The sequence below is a fragment of the Brevundimonas vesicularis NBRC 12165 genome (assembly GCF_001592205.1).
In the GTDB taxonomy this organism is placed as follows: domain Bacteria; phylum Pseudomonadota; class Alphaproteobacteria; order Caulobacterales; family Caulobacteraceae; genus Brevundimonas; species Brevundimonas vesicularis.
The window spans coordinates 1-20,169 of record NZ_BCWM01000018.1; the positions used below are offsets into that span (position 1 = coordinate 1).

Annotated in this window: 14 protein-coding genes; 6 read left to right on the forward strand and 8 right to left on the reverse strand. The window is 64.7% G+C overall.

What is annotated here, in order from left to right:
- Together BVE01S_RS13625 and BVE01S_RS13630 are read left to right on the forward strand one after the other, a co-directional pair.
- The coding region (locus BVE01S_RS13625; protein WP_066628642.1) for an AAA family ATPase at positions 1-1,117 on the forward strand (1,117 nt) is incomplete at its 5' end.
- Between the two features lie 60 nt (positions 1,118-1,177).
- Positions 1,178-2,221, forward strand: a complete 1,044-nt coding sequence (locus BVE01S_RS13630) for a hypothetical protein (protein ID WP_157076465.1) — start codon at positions 1,178-1,180, stop codon at positions 2,219-2,221.
- 128 nt (positions 2,222-2,349) lie between these two features.
- Here BVE01S_RS13630 and BVE01S_RS13635 read toward each other — a convergent pair whose 3' ends face one another.
- The 8 genes from BVE01S_RS13635 to rpsT form a co-directional block, all read right to left on the reverse strand.
- Positions 2,350-4,680: an ATP-binding protein gene (locus BVE01S_RS13635; protein ID WP_066628648.1), complete on the reverse strand. Its 2,331-nt coding sequence runs from the start codon at positions 4,678-4,680 to the stop codon at positions 2,350-2,352.
- Positions 4,677-6,146: a metallophosphoesterase family protein gene (locus tag BVE01S_RS13640; protein ID WP_066628649.1), complete on the reverse strand. Its 1,470-nt coding sequence runs from the start codon at positions 6,144-6,146 to the stop codon at positions 4,677-4,679. Before BVE01S_RS13640 ends, BVE01S_RS13635 begins: the two co-directional genes overlap by 4 nt.
- 426 nt (positions 6,147-6,572) lie before the next feature.
- A complete protein-coding gene (gene gyrB / locus BVE01S_RS13645; protein ID WP_066628650.1) occupies positions 6,573-8,999 on the reverse strand; it encodes a DNA topoisomerase (ATP-hydrolyzing) subunit B in 2,427 nt (808 codons plus the stop codon).
- Positions 9,000-9,143: 144 nt separating this feature from the next.
- Complete coding sequence (gene recF, locus BVE01S_RS13650) at positions 9,144-10,274, reverse strand: DNA replication/repair protein RecF (RefSeq protein WP_066628780.1); 1,131 nt, start codon at positions 10,272-10,274, stop codon at positions 9,144-9,146.
- 34 nt (positions 10,275-10,308) lie between these two features.
- Entirely contained in the window at positions 10,309-10,722 is a 414-nt protein-coding gene (locus BVE01S_RS13655) for a hypothetical protein (protein WP_066628656.1), read from the reverse strand.
- 59 nt (positions 10,723-10,781) lie between these two features.
- The gene (gene dnaN / locus BVE01S_RS13660; RefSeq protein WP_066628658.1) at positions 10,782-11,900 is read right to left on the reverse strand and encodes a DNA polymerase III subunit beta; all 1,119 of its coding nucleotides are present in this window, start codon (positions 11,898-11,900) and stop codon (positions 10,782-10,784) included.
- Positions 11,901-12,009: 109 nt separating this feature from the next.
- Positions 12,010-13,485 (reverse strand): chromosomal replication initiator protein DnaA, encoded by a 1,476-nt coding sequence (gene dnaA, locus BVE01S_RS13665; protein WP_370667739.1) that lies wholly within the window; start codon positions 13,483-13,485, stop codon positions 12,010-12,012.
- A 455-nt stretch (positions 13,486-13,940) separates the two neighbouring features.
- A complete protein-coding gene (rpsT, locus tag BVE01S_RS13670; RefSeq protein ID WP_017505938.1) occupies positions 13,941-14,210 on the reverse strand; it encodes a 30S ribosomal protein S20 in 270 nt (89 codons plus the stop codon).
- 339 nt (positions 14,211-14,549) lie between these two features.
- Here rpsT and BVE01S_RS13675 point away from each other — a divergent pair, with 339 nt between their 5' ends.
- From BVE01S_RS13675 to BVE01S_RS13690, 4 genes are all read left to right on the forward strand, one after another.
- Positions 14,550-17,147 carry a TonB-dependent receptor plug domain-containing protein gene (locus BVE01S_RS13675; RefSeq protein ID WP_066628663.1) on the forward strand — a complete coding sequence of 866 codons (2,598 nt, stop codon included), beginning with the start codon at positions 14,550-14,552 and terminating at the stop codon, positions 17,145-17,147.
- 199 nt (positions 17,148-17,346) lie between these two features.
- Positions 17,347-18,060, forward strand: a complete 714-nt coding sequence (gpmA, locus tag BVE01S_RS13680) for a 2,3-diphosphoglycerate-dependent phosphoglycerate mutase (RefSeq protein ID WP_066628666.1) — start codon at positions 17,347-17,349, stop codon at positions 18,058-18,060.
- Positions 18,057-18,686: a bifunctional diaminohydroxyphosphoribosylaminopyrimidine deaminase/5-amino-6-(5-phosphoribosylamino)uracil reductase RibD gene (locus BVE01S_RS13685; RefSeq protein ID WP_017505935.1), complete on the forward strand. Its 630-nt coding sequence runs from the start codon at positions 18,057-18,059 to the stop codon at positions 18,684-18,686. The genes gpmA and BVE01S_RS13685 overlap by 4 nt, the downstream gene beginning before the upstream one ends.
- A 52-nt stretch (positions 18,687-18,738) precedes the next feature.
- Entirely contained in the window at positions 18,739-20,019 is a 1,281-nt protein-coding gene (locus tag BVE01S_RS13690; RefSeq protein ID WP_066628668.1) for a pentapeptide repeat-containing protein, read from the forward strand.
- The last annotated feature ends 150 nt before the right edge of the window (positions 20,020-20,169 follow it).

The following is a 20,169-nucleotide window of genomic DNA, read 5'->3' on the forward strand; positions in this document are numbered from 1 at the left end:
TCACGTCAGCCGGAGTGGGTATGCGACAGACGTCGCGCAAGCCGCGACGTTCAAAGGCGGTCGCTCGAAGACGCCGGGGGTGGTCGCGGACAACCGTCTCCTCCTCATCGATTACAGCACCCATCTCGAGGTGCTGGTGGCGAACCTGCTGCTCGCCGCGCAGGAAACCCGAAGCGCCATCATTAACCACGCGAATGTCGAGGATCTTGAGTCGTTCAGGTGCGTCATTCAGCTGAAGCATGCGGCTGCGCCGTCGGACGGGGTCAAACTGACCCCCGAACTCCGGGGCTATATCGAGACTTTCAAGGCGCTCGCCACATGCTGGCGTCATGACGAAAAGACCGATGCTTGGACCCTCGACTTCTTCGTCAATGAGGCGATGCGGGAAGGGTTCTCGGCGCACTTCAAGAATGCCGCCACCCTCTACCGCGCCTTCCATAAGATCGCCCTTCTGAACGATCTCGCCATTCCTCGAGCTGCTCGGAGGCGTCTGGAGAAGGAAATTGACAGCCGCCGGTTCGCTTCGCGACTGCCGGAGCCCCAAGACGAGGACAAGGTGTTCAGATTCGAGCAGGTCGGCTTCCGGCGGCGTGTAGACGGCAAGGCTGCGTCCCTCGACTATGTCTCCCTGTCGGACGGCGAGCACCAGTTCGCTCAAATCCTCGGCATCTTTTCCATGATCGAGGCCCCGGACGCCCTGTTCATTCTCGATGAGCCGGAGTCGCACTTCAACCCGCTGTGGCGAGTGCAATTCACCAAGCAGTTGCTGGGCCTGCCAAACGCCGAACGCGGTCGGCAGGAGGTTCTCTTGACCACCCATGCGCCGTTCGTCCCCTGCGACCTTCCCCGGGAACAGGTTCTCATCTTCAGCCGGGAAGACGGAAGGCTCACCGTGGGGCCGCCGACCATCGAGACGTTCGGAGCGTCTTTCGACCGGATCTTGGACGCCTGTTTCGGGGTCAATCCGCCAATCTCCCAAGTGGCGCAGGATATTGTGGGAGACCTGATGGCGGATGGGACCGCCGCCGAAATTGAAGTGGCACTCACCCAACTCGGACCTTCCGTGGCGCGCTCCTTCCTCGCCGACCGCCTTCGTCAGCTCAAACAGACTTCCTGATCGATGCTGTTTTGCTATCCGGCTGAGGCCGCTGATGAGAATTGGCTGCACGACGGTCTGATGACCTTGTTGACCCGCGTCTTCACGGGTGAGCCTGAGCCCCTGGTCGATTGGCTAGAGGCTTTTCCGGCGGACAAACGCGTAGAAATCGAACGCAAGCCAACTATTCACGCCGCTCTGAAAGCCTTAGCTGAAAAAGCGGCTGAGGATCTGAATGACGAGGAGCGCGCAGCTTATCTCGCCTGCATGCAGTCCCAGAATCGCATCCCGGCTCTCTTTGAGCCCGTCGAACTTCTATCCGACCCTCCGATCAACAAGGCGGCCTTCGCGAAACTCGTGAGCGACCTGTTTGAGATCGCCTTCAAGGCGCTGAGTCCCCTGGGCGTCAGGGATCGGCAGTACACTCGCATCTATGATGCGATGCCGGCTCGCATCTGCGCCTTCTGCGGCATCGAGAAGATGTCGCCGCCAGATCCTCAGATCCCGCGCGAGAGCCTCGACCACTACCTGTCATCCGCCCACTATCCGTTCGCCGCTGCCAACATGCGGAACCTCGCGCCGGCCGGACACCGGTGCAACAGCTCGCACAAGCTGGGCAAAGATGTTATCCGCGGCTTGGGTGGAGTTCGCCGACGCTGTTTTGATCCCTTCGGTCAGGCGGTCGCGACCGTGTCCCTTCAGCAAAGCCGGCCTTTGGAAGGGCGGACTAAAAAGATGCTTGTCCTACCGGCTTGGCAGATCGATCTCTTGGGGGATCGGGACTTCGTGAAGACATGGGACGAGGTCTATGACATTCGAACTCGCTATGAGCTTGAGGTTCTCGACGCGGAATTCTGGTCATGGCTCGACCATTTCGCCAACTGGTCTGTCTTGGAAGCGGCGCCGCCGACCAATGGTGCCGAATTGGTCGGTCTAATTGCACGCTATCGACGTGCGGTAATTGGGGAGGGCTTCGCTGATTTCCTAAAAATCGCGACGTTCGATATGCTCGCCTATCAGTGCCAGAACGGACCAGCGTCCGATCGCGTAACTGACTGGCTTATCGATTTGCTGAGCCCAGGAACCGGTGCGGCCAGTTTTGCTGAGGACGCATTTGCAGCCTAAGTGGGCCGGTCAGAATGTTCAGTATGGGGCTGTTCGCCAAGGTCAGCTTCTGGCGCAAGATGGCCGCAGGCGCATCCTCTAAACAGAGACCATCGGATTGCAGATGGCGACAGCCGGCACCTGCCGCGTCAGGTCTCAATCCGTCCCCCGTCGATGTAGAGAAGGTCGCATCGGACTTCGAGACGCTTGGTCTCGCCATTGTCCGGCAGGAAGGCCTGCCTGAGGGGCTCGGGCACCGGGATAAAGATCTGGTTCTTCATGACGATGGTGGTTGTCTCGAACGATCCGCCGCCGGAAGTCGGCGCGACCGGCTCGCTCATCTGAACATCGTAATAGAGGCCGACCTCTCCGGACTGGTGTTCGAAGATGAACAGGACTTTTTGGCCGCCCCAGACGACAGAGGTGCGATGGGGTTGAAGGAAGAATTCGCCACGCTCTTCTCGCACTCGGGTGCTGATCGCCAGGAAGCAGCGGAACCCCTTCAGCGGGGGGTCCTGGTCATCGACCACCAGAAGCTTGCGGGTGGTCGACATGTCGGTGCGCAGGACGGGCGGCAGGGCGTCGTAATTGGGCTCTACGACTGCACTGTGCGTCTCGAGAGCATCGACGGATTCAGCGACGTCGGGGACCACGTCGCGAACTCGGCCCATGGTGGTCGGATCGAGGGTCTGATAGCTTCGGCGGACCGTGCTGGCTTTGGCCGAGGCCTGCTGCATTGAGATCTTGCCATCCTGATAATCGCTCCAGAGCGAGGTCAAGTATTCCAAGTCCGAACGCTCGTATTCGAATACGTCGCGAGTCCGCTGGAGCGTCTTCAGGAAAGCCTCAGTCCCTTGGCGCGTGGCGCTGGGTACGAGGTGGGAGACCTTGGGAAAAACGACCGTACGCACGAAGTCCTTTGCCATATGACCGAACGCGCCATACTCCTTCTCGTAGATTTGGAGCATGACGGCGACGTTCGCGGCAGCCGGGTTCAAGGTGATGCTGACGGGCTTGTCCGCCTTCACCAGAATGGGAAGGTTGTGCGAAATCGTGCCGAAGCCGACATCCGCCGTAAGGAAATAGTCCGAGTTTAAGATTTCGGTGAGACGGAAAGCGAGGGCGGACTGCGACAGGCTCAGCTCGGCGGGCTTGAGCCGGTTTAGCACTTTGGGCTCGTCGCTTAAGGCTTCAATCTTGCCGTAGTTGTTGAGATAGCCCTGTTCGCACATGCGACGCTGGGAATTGCGGGCCAGTTGAACGAGCGGACGCTCGACCGAAGCCAGGCTCATCGTCGCGGGATCCGTGCCACTGTAGACCAGCAATGGGGTCGTCTGGCTTCGCTCTCCTAGGCTCATGAGCGTGGCCGAATCTCCGGGCTCGATGCGCGCGCGTAGCTGTCCCGCCAACGCCCAAGTCCGATGCGCCGCGACCCAGTTGATGAAGGCTTGGCTGTTGTTGGCCTCGGGCCGTTCGGCCAGGCGTTCGGAGATCAAACGATCTAAGGGAGCGCCGAACAGGTTTAGGAACTCTAGGCTTTCCGTCGTTAACGCTTCGCGCCCCGCGGTCGGCTGAAGGAGGAGGAAGTCGGCGACGCCACCCAACTGGTAGATGGACGGGATGGAGGCCGTCGCTAGGCCGAACCGGTTGCGGAAGGTGCGCAGCGCGCCCACGCCCTGACGTAGGATCATCTGACCGATGATCGGATGTCCATCGAGTTCGATCTTTATCAGTTCGGCGCGGACTTCGCCCGTGGCGGCGCCGGTGAGCGAAACGTCCGCCGACAGTCGGTGGCTGAGGGCGACCTTCTCACCGCTCCAGCGCCAGCTGACCGCGAGCTCCGCGACGGCCCGCGAAAGCGGCGTCTGGCTCAGGACAGTTCCGTTGACGACGACGGGGATCTCGACGAAGCGGACGAAGTCGCTGATGTAGGCCACCGCCTGATTGACGTCGATCGGGCGATCGTCAGCCATGAGGGCGATGATCGTGGTGCCACTCTGGCCGGTCGGCTCTTCCGTGGTAGATCGGATGCAGTCGTCTGTGACGGACAGGGTCGCTCGCTCGGCCCAGCAATGGGTGCGCTCTCCCGTGGTCAGGCTTTCGCTGATGACTTCCAGCTTATCAGCGATGCCGAAGTTGGCCACGGCGCCGATGCCGAAGGTGCCGACGACGCCGGCGGCCCGCGCTTCATCGGTGTTCTTCGAACTCGACCCGGCCCGCCAGAAGTTGTTGCGCAGCTGGGCCTTCGACATGCCGATGCCGTTGTCGACGACGCGGATTTGTTTTGCCGTGATCTCCACTGTGACCTGCGGCGCGAATTCTTGGCCGGCGTGGCGTCGCAGCATGATAGCGTCAAAGGCGTTCTGAACGTTCTCCCGCAACAGGGCGAAGGGCGACGGATAGATTTGCGTCGCTAGAAGGTCGATCATCCGCGTGATGTCGACACTGAACGGCATCGCTTCATCGTGAGTCTGGGTCATTTGCTCATCCGTCGCGTCATGTCGATGCGCCGCTGCATCTCTTGGAGCGGCCCTCCGGTCAGGCCGACCTCGGACGCAAGCTTGAGCAGCAGCGTCTCCGCATCGTCTGGTCGGGACTGAGCTAGGAAGAGGTCGGCGATGATCATCAACTCCTCAATGCTCGTGGGGGTGCCGAGTGCGGCAAGGGTCTCGTCCGGCGCCAGCGCCGCCAACCCGGCCATGGTGATCAGCCGGCGGCCATAGGGCAAGGCGGCGGCACCTTCCTGTTGCAGCACACTGAGCACCGCTGCGGGCGTTTCGCCCGCATTCAGACTGGCCTCAGCCGCTAGGATGACGCTCGTCAGCTTGTCTAGCTCGGGGGTCTCGGGTCGTCCGCCGGCGTCCACAGGCCGCGTCCATTTCAAATCGACGAAGCTTTTGCCCTCGAAGGCGGCCAGGTTTGCCCGGGAGAACAGATTGGCGAACGCCATCTCCCGCACATGGACCCGAGCCTGATCGTAGTCGTCCCCGATCTCGATGACGCTGTATCCGCGACGAGCGCCCGTTGGCAGCTCACGCGCGCCGGCGCACAGGGATCCTGCGCTTACCACCGCCATCTCCTCGCGGCCGGGGATGAAGACATGCTGCGGGGTGACCTGAGGTTTGTGCTGATGTCCATAGAGCCCGAGACGGAACCCGCGACCAATCATGCCCCGCACGATCTCTGGATCCATATAGTCGCTGCGGTGGGGCGGGCCCTCAATGTCATGGTGCCAAACCGCCACGCGAAGGTGCCAGGGACCGCGTTCCTTGAGATCGAGATAGGCTCGCGCGATGGCGTTCTTGGGAATATCGCCTTGGAAGGCGAAACAGTCGTTTGAGGCGCAAGAGTTAAACGCGGCGACGCCGATGCGCCCTTCATCCAAGCTGTAGAGGTTTGCGTCCACCCCGGACTGGGGCCGCTGGTCAGCGGGAAGGGGAGAATAGAAATTGTCGAAGAACCGCCAGAAAGCGGCCAGTCGGTTCTCGTAGGCCGTCCTATCGTTGATTTTGTACAGCGTGCGCGTCTTCCAGTCCCAGCGATAAGGCGAGCCCAGCTTGTGCAGGCTTTGAAGAAACTCCTTGGGATAGTCGGCCTCGGCGACCTCTATCATCGAGCTTCGTGCGACATTCCAGTCGATGTCGTGATTACCAGGGACGATCACGACTTTAGACCGGTCTCCGCCGAGAAAGCGGTCGGTCAGTTCTACGAGAAAGGCGTGAGCCGTGTCGTACTGCTCGGCTAGCTGCTTGGCCGGTTCAGAGACACACAGCCCTACGCCTTGGATAATGTCGCCGCTGACGACGATCGCCTGCGGCAGCGCAATGGGCGGATCTTCAGACGGGAAGCTGTCTCGGTCGCTGACAAGCGCCGAGATTAGCTCGTCATTCGAGAGGGGATCATGCAAGGACCGGTGGAGATCGGTGATGTGCAAAATGCAGAACATTCGGAATCACCGGTGGAGGGCGGCGGGTGCTGACGGCTAAGGTTATCTTGTAAACCACTGCGCGTTGTTCGATGCAACTCGTGCCTGAATCGGTCCTCACATGGGGCACCTGACGTCACCGACTGGTCGGCCGTCCGTTTTCAGAAGGCCAAACAATGTCTGCTGTTGGCGCTTGTGAGCCTCTGACGGCACGGGCCCTCAACCGCGTTTCGGGACTGCTTTGACGCAGGAAGGCCAGCATACGCTGGCCTTCGGTCACGCTTCTCGATTGGGTGGCGGAAGGCAACCGCTCGTCGCCTGAAGGATCAGAGCCTGATCGTCCGCAGTGGGTGGCCTGCGGAGGATTCTCATCAGTTATGAGCTAGTTCTCACTAATTGTGGCTCAATTCTCATCAATTGAGACCCGGACCAGCGCCCCCTTCGCCGTCAGACGTCGACGGCGGCGTCCAGGGCGTTGTCCTGGATGAACTCGCGCCGGGGCTCGACGACGTCCCCCATCAATTTGGCGAACAGGTCGTTGGCGTCTTCCTCGTGCTCGACCGAGACCTGCAGCAAGGTGCGGGCGTTGACGTCCAGCGTCGTCTCCCACAGCTGCTCGGGGTTCATTTCGCCCAGGCCCTTGTAGCGCTGGATCGACAGGCCCTTCTTGCCGGCGTCCAGAACGGCGGTCAGCAGGTCCAGCGGACCGCGAATGGTTGTGGACTTGTCCTTGCGGTGGTAGGTGGCGGGGGCGACGAAGACGTCGTCGAACGCCTGTGCGCGTTCGGCCAGACGGCGCGCGTCCAGCGAACGGATCAGGGTCTCCTCCAGCACGATGGTCTCCTGCACCGCGCGACGGGTGCGGGTGAAGACTACGGCGCCCTGTTCGCCCGGCGCGCCCGTCCACTCGCCATCGCCCTCTTCGGCATAGAGGTTGAGGCGCACGGCGGCGGCGGTCGAGGCGGTCGCCATGTCCGAATGCTCGGCGAACAGACCGGCGAGCGCCGCCTGTTCGATAGCGAAGGCGGGCGCGCGTTGGCTGAGGCGATCGACGCTGGCGCTGAAGGCCTTGGCCTCGCGCACCAGGGATTGCAGGTCCAGACCCAGGCGACGCTCGCCCGTGGACAGGTCCAGCTCGGCCTCTGACGAACCTTCCTCGATCAGATAGGCGTCCATCTCGGCCTGATCCTTCAGGTAGCGCGACTGCTTGCCCTTGGAGACCTTATAGAGAGGCGGCTGGGCGATATAGACGTGGCCGCGCGTGATCAGCTCGGGCATCTGACGATAGAAGAAGGTCAGCAGCAGGGTGCGGATGTGGGCGCCGTCGACGTCGGCGTCCGCCATCAGGATGATCTTGTGATAGCGCAGCTTGTCGGCGTTGAAGTCGTCGCGGCCGATGCCGGTGCCGAGCGCCAGGATCAGCGTGCCGATCAGGTCCGACGACAGCATCCGGTCAAAGCGCGCGCGTTCGACGTTCAGGATCTTGCCGCGCAGGGGCAGGACGGCCTGGTTCTCGCGGTTGCGCGCCTGTTTGGCCGAGCCGCCGGCGGAATCGCCCTCGACGATGAACAGTTCGGACTTGGCGGGATCGCGCTCCTGGCAGTCGGCCAGCTTGCCCGGCAGGCTCGAAATTTCCAGCGCGGACTTGCGCCGTGTCAGGTCGCGGGCCTTGCGGGCGGCCTCTCGCGCCGACGCGGCCTCGATGATCTTGGCCACGATCTGCTTGGCCTCGACCGGATGTTCCTCGAACCAGGTCGCCAGGCCTTCCGAGCACAGGCTTTCGACGGCCGGCCGAACTTCGGAGGAGACCAGCTTGTCCTTGGTCTGGGAGCTGAACTTGGGATCCGGCACCTTGACCGACAGGACGCAGGTCAGGCCCTCGCGCGCGTCCTCGCCGGTGACGGAGACCTTCTCCTTCTTGCCGGCGCCCGAGCTCTCGATATAGCCGCCCATGACGCGCGTCAGGCTGGCGCGGAAGGCCGACAGGTGGGTGCCTCCATCCCGCTGGGGGATGTTGTTGGTGAAGCACAGCATTGTCTCGTGGTAGCTGTCGTTCCACCACAGGGCGAGATCCAGTTCGATCCCTTCCTTCTTGCCGCGAATGACGATGACGTCCTTCAGGATCGGCGTCTTGGACTTGTCGAGGTGGCGCACGAAGGCTTCGACCCCGCCCTCGTAGTGCAGGATCATCTCGACCGGCTCGGCGTGGCGCTGGTCGGCCAGTTTGATGACCACGCCCGAGTTCAGGAAGGCCAGTTCGCGCAGGCGGTGTTCCAGCGTCTTCAGGTCGAAGTCGATGTGGCTGAAGGTGGTGACCGACGGGAAGAAGGTGACCTCTGTGCCGCTCAGCGGCTTGCCCGTGTCCTCGCGAATGGGGGCGTCGCCGGTGACTTCCAGCGACTTGACCGTGTCGCCGCGCTCGAAGCGCATCTCGTGCGCCTTGCCGTCGCGATAGATCTTCAGCTCCAGCCAGTCGGACAGGGCGTTGACCACGGACACGCCCACGCCGTGCAGACCGCCGGACACCTTGTAGGAGTTTTGGTCGAACTTACCGCCGGCGTGCAGCTGGGTCATGATGACCTCGGCCGCCGAAACGCCTTCGCCTTCGTGGATGCCGGTGGGAATGCCGCGGCCGTTGTCGGTCACGGTGACCGAGCCGTCGCTGTTCAGGATGACCTGGACCAGGTCGGCGTGGCCGGCCAGGGCCTCGTCGATGGCGTTATCGACCACCTCATAGACCATGTGGTGCAGGCCCGAGCCGTCGTCGGTGTCGCCGATATACATGCCGGGGCGTTTGCGCACGGCGTCCAGGCCTTTGAGAACCTTGATGGAATCGGCGCCGTATTCGGGCAGGTCGGCAATCGGATCGGTCATGAAGTCATTGGCTCTGAAGTCCCGACCGGGACGGGGATGGAGCGCCGGACCCGGCGCTCGAATCGACGGCGGGATCGCACCGCGCCGAAGCCCGCAACATATAGGAAATTTCGGCGAAAAAGCGAGGAATTCCGCGATGAGAGCCTAGTCGGTTTCCAGCGCGCCGCCGGCCACGCGGACGAACTGGGCGCGGCCTTCCAGACCGGCGAACAGGTCGCGTTCGGTCCCGGTCATGAAGGCCTGAAGATCCAGCGCCGTGATCTCGTCAAACAGGGCCGTGCGGCGCGCTTCGTCGAGGTGGGCGGGGGCTTCGTCCAGCAGCAGGATCGGGCGCGCAGCATGATCTGAAAGCCGCGCGATCTGAGCCAAAATCAGGTTGAGGACCAGGGCCTTCTGCTCACCCGAAGAGCCCTCGGCGGCGGGGCGCTGTTTCTCGCGGTGAAGCGCGGTCAGGTCGGTGCGGTGCGGCCCGAACAGCGAGCGGCCGGCGGCGCCGTCGCGGGCGCGGGCCTTGGCCAGGCCCTCGCGGATGGCGGCGGCGATCTCGTCCTCCTCGGCGCCCGCTTCGGCCATCTGTTCGGCGGCGCCGTCCAGACCCAGGTCGGCCTGGGGGAAGGGCCGATCGCTGCGGGCGTCGATGGCGGCCTGAAGCGCGTGCAGGGCGGCGACGCGGGCGAGGGCGGCGCGGGCTCCGGCCTCGCCCAGCCGAAGCTCCAGGGCGTCCAGCCAGACGGGGTCGGCTTCACGCCCGTCTTGAGCGTCATTCAGCAGGCGCAGCCGCTCGCGAAGAGCCTTTTCGTAGGCGGAGACGCTGGCGGCGTGATCGGGATCGGCGGCGAAGACCAGTCGGTCGAAGAACTTCAGCCGCTCGGCGCGCGCGTCCGAAAACAGCCGGTCCTGTTCCGGCGTCGCCCAGACGGGACGCAGATAATCGAGCAGCCGCCCCGGCTGGGCCGTCTCGCCGTCGATCCGCACGATGCGCCGCGCGGCGCCCGCCGCCTGAACGCCGGTGCCCAGCCGCGTCTCGTCGTCCAGTTCGACCATGACGGCCCAGGCGCGTCCGGCCGCCTCGCCCGGCTCGCGCCGGCCCATCTCGGCGGCAGTCGCGCCGCGCAGCCCCTTGCCGGGGGTCAGCAGGCTGATCGCCTCCAGAAGATTGGTCTTTCCCGCCCCGTTCGGCCCATGCAGCACCACGGGGCCGGAGGTCATCTCCAGCCGCGCGCCCGCATAGGAGCGGAAGTCGGTGAGGGTGAGGGAGGCGAGACTCAAATCTATCCGCTCATCCCGGCGAAAGCCGGAACCCAATCCGTCATGTGCCGTGACCAGCCTTCCAGGCGTTCATCACGTTCACTAGGCGTTGCGAGTCGAGCTCATAAGTTTGACGAAGCCGTCCGTCCGCTTCCGACGGTAGACCACGAAAAATCCAGAGGCCGATGTTATTTCGACAAGGCTGATTTTTAAGCGCGTACAGCAAGTAGCTGTTGACGTGGACTTTTAGAATCCAGAACCGATCAACATCGATCCAGGGGATCAGGGGGCGTCGCCAAATGCCGGCAACTTTAAAGCCTTCCGTCGAGAGTATGAGGTCGGGCGGGAACGCACGATTGATCAGCGTATGGATCAGGAACCATCCAACGACGGCTAAGCCTACCCAGCCAAAAAATGAAAAGACGACATCATTTGAGCGCAACAGGGCGAAAGCCAGTATGGCATAAGCAGCCATGAGCATGATCCGCCAGAGTTCAGGCCAGCGTCGCGCTGCGATAATGCGTTGTCTTTGGCTCACACCCGTAGCGGCATCAGCACATACTGAACGCCCGGATCGCCCGGATCGAGCACCAAGGTCGGGGAGGCCGGGTCGGCGAAGCGGAAGGCGGCGTTTTCGCCGGTGATCTGGCCGGCGACGTCCAGCAGATAGCGGGCGTTGAAGCCGATCTCGAACGGTTCGTCGGAATAGCCGATCTCGACCTCTTCCTCGGCCTGGCCGGCTTCCATGTTGCGCACCGTCAGCTTCACGCGGTCGTTGTCGAACGCCAGTTTCACCGAACGGCTCTTCTCGGCCGAGATGGTGGCGACGCGGTCGACGGCCTTGGCGAACAGGGCGTTGTCGATGTCGGCCTGTTTGTCGTTGCCGCGCGGAATGACGCGCAGATAGTCGGGGAAGGCGCCGTCGATGACTTTGGACGTCAAGGACGCCTCACCCATGGAGAAGCGGATTTTCTGGGCCGAGACGGTGACTTCGACCGGGCCGCCGGCGTCGTCCAGCAGGCGACGGACCTGATCCACGGTCTTGCGCGGCACGATCACGCCGGGGCCGCCGGCCGCGCCCTCAGGCGCCGGGGTCTCTGCCAGGGCCAGGCGGTGGCCGTCGGTGGCGACGGCGCGCAACAGCGGAATGCCAGCCTCGGCGACCGTGTGCAGATACAGGCCGTTCAGATAGTAGCGCGTTTCCTCGGTCGAGACCGCGAACCGGGTCTTGTCGATCAGGCGGGCCAGATCCTCCTTGGGCAGGACATACGAGGCGCCGGCGCTGTCAGTGGACATCACGGGGAAGTCGCCGGCCGGCAGGACCGGCAGGTTGAAGCGCGACCGGCCGGCCGAGACGACCAGGCGCGGATCGTCGCCCGAATAAAGCAGCGAGACCTCGGCGCCTTCCGGCAGCTTGCGCACGATCTCGTACAGGGTGTGGGCGGGGGCCGTGATCTGACCCTCGACCTGAACCTGGGCCTCGGCCTCGTCCACCATTTCCATGTCCAGATCGGTGGCGGCGAAGGCCAGCCGGTCGCGGCCCGCGCTCAGCAGGACGTTGGACAGGATCGGAATGGTGTTTCGACGTTCGACGACGCTCTGCACGTGGCCCAGGGCCTTCAGGAGCGCGGATCGTTCGATGGTCAGCTGCATGTCGTCTCGCCCGGCGCGGCCGACTCGCAAGGCGGCTGCGGTTAAGTGACCTGGGACACTAGCGGATTGCGCGGCGGGAGCAACGGGTCAGACCCGCTGCTCCACAGCTTCAGCCCCGCAGCTTGCGTGTCAGGGCCTCGACGTCGCGGGCGATCTGATCGTCCTGCGGCATCAGCTCCTCGATCTTGCGCACGCCGTGCAGAACCGTGGTGTGGTCGCGTCCGCCGAAACGACGACCGATGTCGGGGTAGGAGCGGGTCGTGTGCTGCTTGCACAGATACATGGCGATCTGGCGCGGGCGGGCGACCGAACGGGTGCGGCGCTCGCTGAGCAGGTCGGCCTGTTTCATGTTGAAGTGGTCGGCGACCGTCTTCTGAATCTCGTCCACGGTGATGCGGCGCTCGGGCCCGCCGCGCATGGCCATGCCCAGCAAGATCGAGGCTTCGTCGACCGACACCGACGACAGGCGCGCGCCCGCAGCGGCGGCCAGGGTATTCACAGCGCCCTCGAGCTCGCGCATCGAGCCGGGGGTGCGGTCCACCAGCTGGGCCAGGACTTCGGGGTTGGCCTCGCCCTGGACGACGCCCAGGGCCGACAGGGCCTTCAGACGGTTCTGGGCCACGGCGATCTTCAACTCGCGGTCGCCTGCCTCGACCGGGCAGGTCAGGCCGGCGGCGAGGTGGCTGCGCAGGCGCGGCTCGACCTCGGTCAGGGCCATAGGCGCACGATCGGCCGAGAAGACGATGCGTTTGCCGTCCTCGATCAGGGCGGTCAGGGTCGAGAGCAGTTCTTCCTGGGTCGACGTCTTGCCGCCCACGAACTGGACATCGTCCAGCAGCAGCATGTCGGCCGAGCGCAGGCTTTCCTTGAAGGCGGCGGTCGAGCGGTCCTGCATCGCCTTGACGAAGGTGGACAGGAAGCGTTCGGCGGTCAGATAGACGACCTTGGCCTCGGGACGCAGACGCTGCGCCTCCCAGGCGATGGCGTTCAGCAGGTGAGTCTTGCCGTAGCCATAGGGGCCGCAGAAAAAGACGGGGTTGAAGTGTCCGTCGGCCCAGCTGGCCACCTGTTTGGCGATGGCCAGGGCGAAGGCGTTGCCCTGACCCTCGACGAAGCTGTCGAACGTCAGGCGATCCTGCAGACCGGCGGCGCGCACCGCGCGGGCGCCGTCAGCGCTGATGGGGGCGGCGGGCGCCATCTGCGGCGTGGCGGCGAAGGCGGCCAGGCGCGGGGCGGCGTCCACCACATTGCCCGGCATCACGGCTGAGGCCGGCGGGGCCGAACCCACTTCGGCGCGGCAGCGCACCTCGAGGCGGCGCGACAGGCCGTCCAGGCCCAGCCACAACTCGTTCATGCGACGCAGGGCATTCTTGCGCACCCAGTCGCGAGCATAGGCGGTTGGGGTGACCAGGATCAGGTGGCCGGCGTTGTCCAGGCGGACGGCCGACGGGGCGATATAGGAGGAGAACGGGCCATCGCCGATTTCAGCGCGCAGGCGCACGGACGCCTCGCTCCAGATGCGGTCCGGATCCGTCAGTCCCGACGTCTTCGTTCCGCCTGCCATCGCCGTTGCGCCCCCAACCATCTTTGCCCGCCCACCTTAGAAGAACCATTCCGACCTTCCGCGCTTCAGGGCGATGGTTCAGGGACGACTTCTCCTGCGCCGAAAAGCGATGCTTTTCGGACGGGGTCTAACCTCTGAACAGACATCTCCCGCCGACGCGAAACATAGGCCTCGCGCCGTCTTCATCCGTGCTGGGATGGAAGTGCGTTAGAGGCCAAAACTTACGCCGCGAGCCGGGTGGGTCAACGCTGATTCGTTGGTCGATTCGCAGTTAAATTGTTTGACTCCGTCAAACCCTGACACCGCTTGGAATTTCGGCCGGATCATGGCTCGACGATCGGTGTTTTCGATTTTGACAGTTAGCGACACAACGCAAAACGGCGAAGGAGCTTGCGCGCCTTCGCCGTTGATATTGCTTTATAATCCCACAACGAAACAGCGACAGCTGCTCCGTCCGCTGCTGGATTAATTTTGGCTCAGGCGGCCGACAGCTTCTTCAGCTGGGCGGCCAGGCGCGAGACCTTGCGCGAGCCGGTGTTCTTGTGAACGACGCCCTTGGAGACGGCGCGCATCAGCTCGGACTGAGCCTCGATGAAGGCGGTCTTGGCGACGGCGGCGTCGCCGCCGGCCAGAGCTTCCTGGAACTTGCGCAGATAGGTGCGGACGCGCGAACGGCGCGCCTTGTTCACTTCGGTACGCGCTTCGATCTTGCGGATCGCCTTGCGGGCGCCGGGGTTGTTGGCCATGTCAAACCTTCGAACGGAAAACGCCGCGGAGCACACGTCCACGGCGCGGAAATCTCAAGAGGGCGGGCCTATAGCCGAAAGCCCGGAGGCGGTCAACGCGGAGTCTTCGTCGCTGGACTCCGAGGTTGGGCCAAGGCGCCGGTTTAAGCGTGTCTTGCGGGCTGCCTTCAGAACGCAACCCAACAGGCTTTAACGCGTCCTAGCGGACTTTCCGTCGCAGGTTTTTGCGTCGTGTTGAAAGTGCGCAACGCTTTCACTTTGTTCATGAATTGTGTCGTTTTACGGCCATGTTTGTCCCGTCCTGACAAGGGCTGAAATCATCTCCCGGATCGTCGTTCCATGACCCAGACCGCGCTTCTCCTGCTTGCGCTGGCCCCCGCCGCCGGTGTCGTCCAGCCTGTTCAGGCCCAAACCAACGCGGCCCAGCCGGTAGAAGCCCAGGCGCAGGTTCAGCAGGAGGAGCCGACGGTCGTTCTGCCGGACGTGGAGGTGACGGCGGCGCGGCGCGGGGTGGCCTTGGGCGGGCAGGAACCGATCGTCTCTTATGACGCCGCCCAGATCCAGGCGTTCGGCGCGACCAACATCGGCGAGCTGATCACCCTGCTGGAGGCCCAGACCCGCAGCGCGCGGGGCGGGTCTCCGGTCTTCCTGGTCAACGGGCGGCGTATCTCGGGCTTCCGCGAGATCCGCGGCATTCCGCCCGAGGCCATCGATCGGTTCGACGTCCTGCCGGAAGAGACCGCGCTGTCCTATGGTTACAGCGCCAATCAGCGGGTGGTGAACATCGTGCTGAAGGCGGACTTCAAGTCCCTGACCGCCTCGGTCAACGTCAGCCGGCCGGAGCAGGGCGGTCGCACGACCACCGCCAGCGAGAACAACGTCCTGCGCATCGCCGGCTCGGACCGCTGGTCTGTCGATATCAACGGCACGACCTCCAACACCCTGTTCGAGACGGAGCGCGACATCGATCGCAGCACGACGGCGGGCGGCGACAGCGAACTGGCCAACGCCTATCGCACCCTGCTGCCCAAGACGGACGAGCTTTCGGTGTCGGGGACCTACAAGCACGACCTGAACGACAAGGTCGGCATGACGCTGAGCGGCAGCGTGGAGGACTCAAACAGCTTCAGCTATCAGGGCCTGCCCAATGTTCAGCTGACCGTGCCGGGGACCAATCCGTTTTCGCCGACCGGTCAGGACGTCAATCTGTTCAGCTATCTGGACCTGCCCGGCGCCCTGACGCGCAAGACCGATACGCGCACGGCCGAACTGGGCACGGTGTTCGACGGCTATGTCGGCGACTGGCGCTGGACGGCGACGGGCGAATACAGCCGCGTCGAAACCGACACCACGACGGGACGAGGCGTGAACGCGACGGCGTTGCGGGCCCTGATCGCGGGCGATCTGACCGTCAATCCGTTCGGCGACCTGACCGACAGGGCCATCGTCAATCCGCGCGACACCGCCAACTCGGTGGCCCAGACGGCGACGGCGGAACTGGTGTTGAACGGGCGTCCCTATGAACTGCCGGCCGGCGACATCACCTCGACCTTCAAGGTCGGGGCCGGTTATCAATCGCTGGATTCCGAGAGCCTGCGGTTCTCCGAAAGCCTGGGTTCAAGTGTCGCTGTGGATCGATCGCAGTCGCGCAACTCAGGCAGCGTGCAGGCCAACTTCGACCTGCCAATCTCCAACGTCGAGCGCGGCGTCCTGCCCAAAATCGGCGACCTGTCGGCCAATCTGAACCTGGCCTACCAAGAACTGTCCGACTTCGGCGGCGTATCCTCGGTCGGGGCCGGGCTGAACTGGTCGCCGGTCGAGCGGCTGTCCTTCTCCGCCAACTATTCCGACGAGGGCAAGGCGCCGACGGTCCAGCAGCTGAACGACCCGACGGTATCGACGCCGAATACGCCGGTCTTCGACTTCCGGACCGGCCAGACCGTCGAGATCAACCGCATCACCGGCGGCGATCCCAATCTGCAGGCCGAGGATCGGCGTATTCTGAAGCTGGGCATGAACTGGCAGCCGGTGTCGGACAAGGATTTCCGCCTGAACCTGGCCTACACCCGCACCGAAGCGGACAATGAAATCTCCAGCTTCCCGGCCATTACGCCCGACCTTGAGGCAGCCCTGCCGGAGCGGTTCATGCGCGCTGATCCTGAACCCGGCGCCGATCCGAACGCGCCCGGCAATCTGGTGTCCATCGACGCTCGTCCGCTGAACTTCTTCAAGCGCGAGCAGCAGGACGTTCAGTGGGGTTTCAACTTCTCGCGCCCGTTCGGCAAGCCGAACCCGGCGGCGGCGGGTGGTCGTGGTCCAGGCGGACGCGGCGGTCCTGGTGGCGGTCCGGGCGGCGGCGGAATGATGATGATGGGCGGACCGGGCGGCCCCGGCGGCCCCGGCGGAGGCGGGCGGATGCGCGGCGGGCGGGGATCGGGAATGCAGCCTGGCCAAGGCATCTTCAACCTGTCGCTGACCCACACCTGGCGTGTCCAAGACGAGGTCACCATTCGCGACGGTCTGGCGCCGCTGGACCTGCTGGACGGCGATTCCATCTCCGGCTCGGGCGGTCAGTCGCGCCATGAGGTCCAACTGCAGACCGGGCTCTCCAGAAACGGCGTGGGCGCCTTCGTCAACGCCAACTGGCGCTCGGGCACGACGGTCAACGGCGACGCGCTGGGTTCGCCCGATCTGGACTTCTCGGGCCGGACCACGGTCAATCTGTTCGCCTTCGCCGACCTGACCCAACGCACGTCATGGGTCGAGCGCTTCCCGTTCCTGAAAGGCGCGCGGATCGGCTTCGGCGTTCAGAACATCTTCGATGACCGCGTCTCGGTGACCAGCAGCGACGGTCAGAGGCCGGTCAACTATCAGCGCGACTACTTGGACCCGCAGGGGCGCGTCTTCCGCATCAATCTGCGCAAGATCCTCTTCTAGAGGATCACGGCCAGACGGTCGCCAGGGCGATCATCACGACGGCGGCGGCGAGCGCCAACGGAAAGAAAAAACGGTCGGACATCGATCTGACCGTTACCCCGACCTGCGCGGCGCGACAAGCGATGGCGAGGCCCGCGAGCCTTGACCGACTTCGGAGGGCGTCCTACCCCGAAAGGCCGTATTCCGAAGGACCGACCGAATGCCGCGCCTGATCCTGCTCCGCCACGGCCAGAGCCAGTGGAACCTCGAGAACCGCTTCACCGGCTGGGTCGATGTCGATCTGACGGCGGAGGGCGAGGCCCAGGCGCGACGTGGCGGCGAACTGATCGCCGAGGCCGGGTTCAAGCCAGCGGTGATGTTCACCTCGGTCCTGACGCGCGCCCAGCGCACCGGCGCACTGGCGTTGCAGGCGGCGGGCCTGACCGATGTGCCGGTGATCGAGGACTGGCGCCTGAACGAGCGCCACTACGGAGGTCTGACGGGTCTGAACAAGGCGGAGACGGCCCAGAAGCACGGCGAAGACCAGGTCAAGATCTGGCGCCGCAGCTATGATGTGCCGCCGCCCCCGCTGGCCCCTGGCGGCGAGTTCGATTTCAACGCCGACCCGCGCTACGCCGGTAAGGCCATTCCCGACACCGAAAGCCTGAAGACCACGCTGGACCGGGTGAAGCCCTATTGGGACGCCGAGATCGCGCCGCGCCTGAAGGCGGGCGAGGACGTGTTGATCGCCGCCCACGGCAACTCCCTGCGCGCCATCGTCAAACTGCTGTTCAACGTGCCGGACGATCAGATCGTCGGCGTCGAAATCCCCACAGGCAATCCGCTGGAGATCGATCTGGACGGGGATCTGAAGCCCACCGCCGCCCGCTACCTCGACGCCGCTCGCGCCGAGACATTGCCGACCGCATCATGAGCTGGAGTGAAGCCGACCAGGCCTTCATGGCCCAGGCGATCGCCCTGGCGACCGGCCGCATGGGCGAGACCTGGCCCAACCCGGCGGTCGGCTGCGTCATCGTCAAGGACGGCCGGGTCATCGCCCAGGCCGCCACCGCGCCGGGCGGTCGTCCCCATGCCGAGGAGCAGGCCGTGCCGGCCGCCGGCGCGGATGTCGTGGGCTCGACCGTCTATGTCACGCTCGAACCCTGCGGCGCTCGGTCGTCCGGCCGCAAGTCCTGCGCCCACTTTCTGACCGAGGCGGGCGTGGCGCGGGTCGTGATCGCCTGTATGGACCCGTCGCCGTTTGCGGCCGGGCGCGGCACCGAGCGACTGCGCGCACAAGGGCTGACGGTCGAGACCGGCCTGATGTGCGAAGAGGGCGCGGCCCTGTGCGAAGGCTTCCTGCACCGACTGGAAACCGGCCGCCCGATGGTGCGCATCAGCGAGGACGGCTCGGGCTTCGACGGCCGGTTCGTCGCCTCGCCCAAGGCCGATCTGGTCACCGAGCTGAAGCGACTGGGCGAAGCGGGCTACACGCGCCTGTGGACCGGGCCGGGCGAACTGGCCGAGGCCCTTCAGGCTCAGGGGCTGCTGACCGTCTGAGGCGGCTTCGCCGTTCAAAGGTTTCTTAAGTCAGGGCGCGTAATGTGCCCCGATGGCCCTCGCCGCTGAACCCCTCGTGAGAAAGCGCCTGACGCAGGCGGAGCTGGACGTCATCTGCGCCAAGCATGATCGACTATTCCAGGCCCGCCCCGGCGGCGCCCGCGCGGTCTTCGCCTGGATGGACCTGTCGGGCCTCAGCCTGAAGGGCCGCAATCTGGCCGACGCCGATTTCGCCGCCGCCTGTCTGGAAGGCTGCGATCTGACCGGGGCCAAGCTGGACAACGCCAATTTCTTTGGCGCGGACATGCAGGATGCGATCCTGGCCGAGGCCAGCCTGCGCCGCTCCGACCTGCGCGGCGCCTGCCTGCGGGGGGCGGACCTGTCGGGGGCCGATCTGTTCGAAGCCGACCTGCGCGAGGGCACCATCGCGGCCGCCGACGCCAGACTGGGCTTCAAGGTCATCGAACCGCGCCACCGCGACGAGACCGAGGCCAGCGGCGCCTGCCTGGCCGGCGCCAATCTTCAACGCTCCAAGATGGCCGGCGTCATCGCCGTGAAGGCCGACTTCTCTGGCGCGGTGATGAAGGACTGCAAGCTGGTGCGGGCCAATCTGAAACAGGCGGATTTCCGCGGGGCCGACCTGGCCGGCGCCGATCTGTCAGGGGCGGACCTGTCGGGCGCGGACCTTCGCGACGCCATCCTGGTGGGCTGCAAGACGACCATGTGGCGCGCCGACGGCGCCGACATGCAGGGCGCCCTGACCGACAACAAGTCGTCCTGCGAGTCCGTGGAAAAGATGCCGGCCGCCGAGATGCTGCGCGAACATGCGCGCTGGTGCGAGACCGGCGGCGCGGAAGGACAGCCGTCGGTCTTCAACGGCGTCGACCTGCGTCCGCTGAAGTCGATCACGGGCCTGAACCTGACCGCCCTGTCGGCCAAGGGCGCGGTCTTCTACGGCCTGGATATGGAGGGGGTGCAGTTGCAGGGCGCACAGCTCGACAATGCCGACCTGCGCTCGGCCAAACTGCGGCGCGCCGACCTGCGCGGCGCGCGCCTGCGGGGTGCGCGACTGAACGGAGCGGACATGCGCGAGGCGCAACTTGGCCCGCTTCTGATCGCCGCCGACCGGCTGATGCCTGCAGATCTGACGGGCGCCGTGCTCCGCGGCGCGGACCTGTCGGGCGCCGACCTGAAGCGCGCCGTCCTGGCCGGCGCCGATCTGGGCCGTGCAACGATGCACGGCGCTCAAACCCGTCAGGCCGACCTGACCGACGCCAATCTGGCGGGCGTGCGCGGCCTGACCGTCGCGGATATGGCCACCGGCGACGCCTAAGGCGGCTTGGCGATCTACTTCGCCACAGAGCGATAGTCGCTAGCGAGACACCGGACCGGCCGTTTCAGGCTATTCTATAAGGTCGCGGTATGGCGTGCGGTCTTCAGCTTGAGGGTCGAGATCGTGCGCTGCAACCTCCGAAGGGTGCGT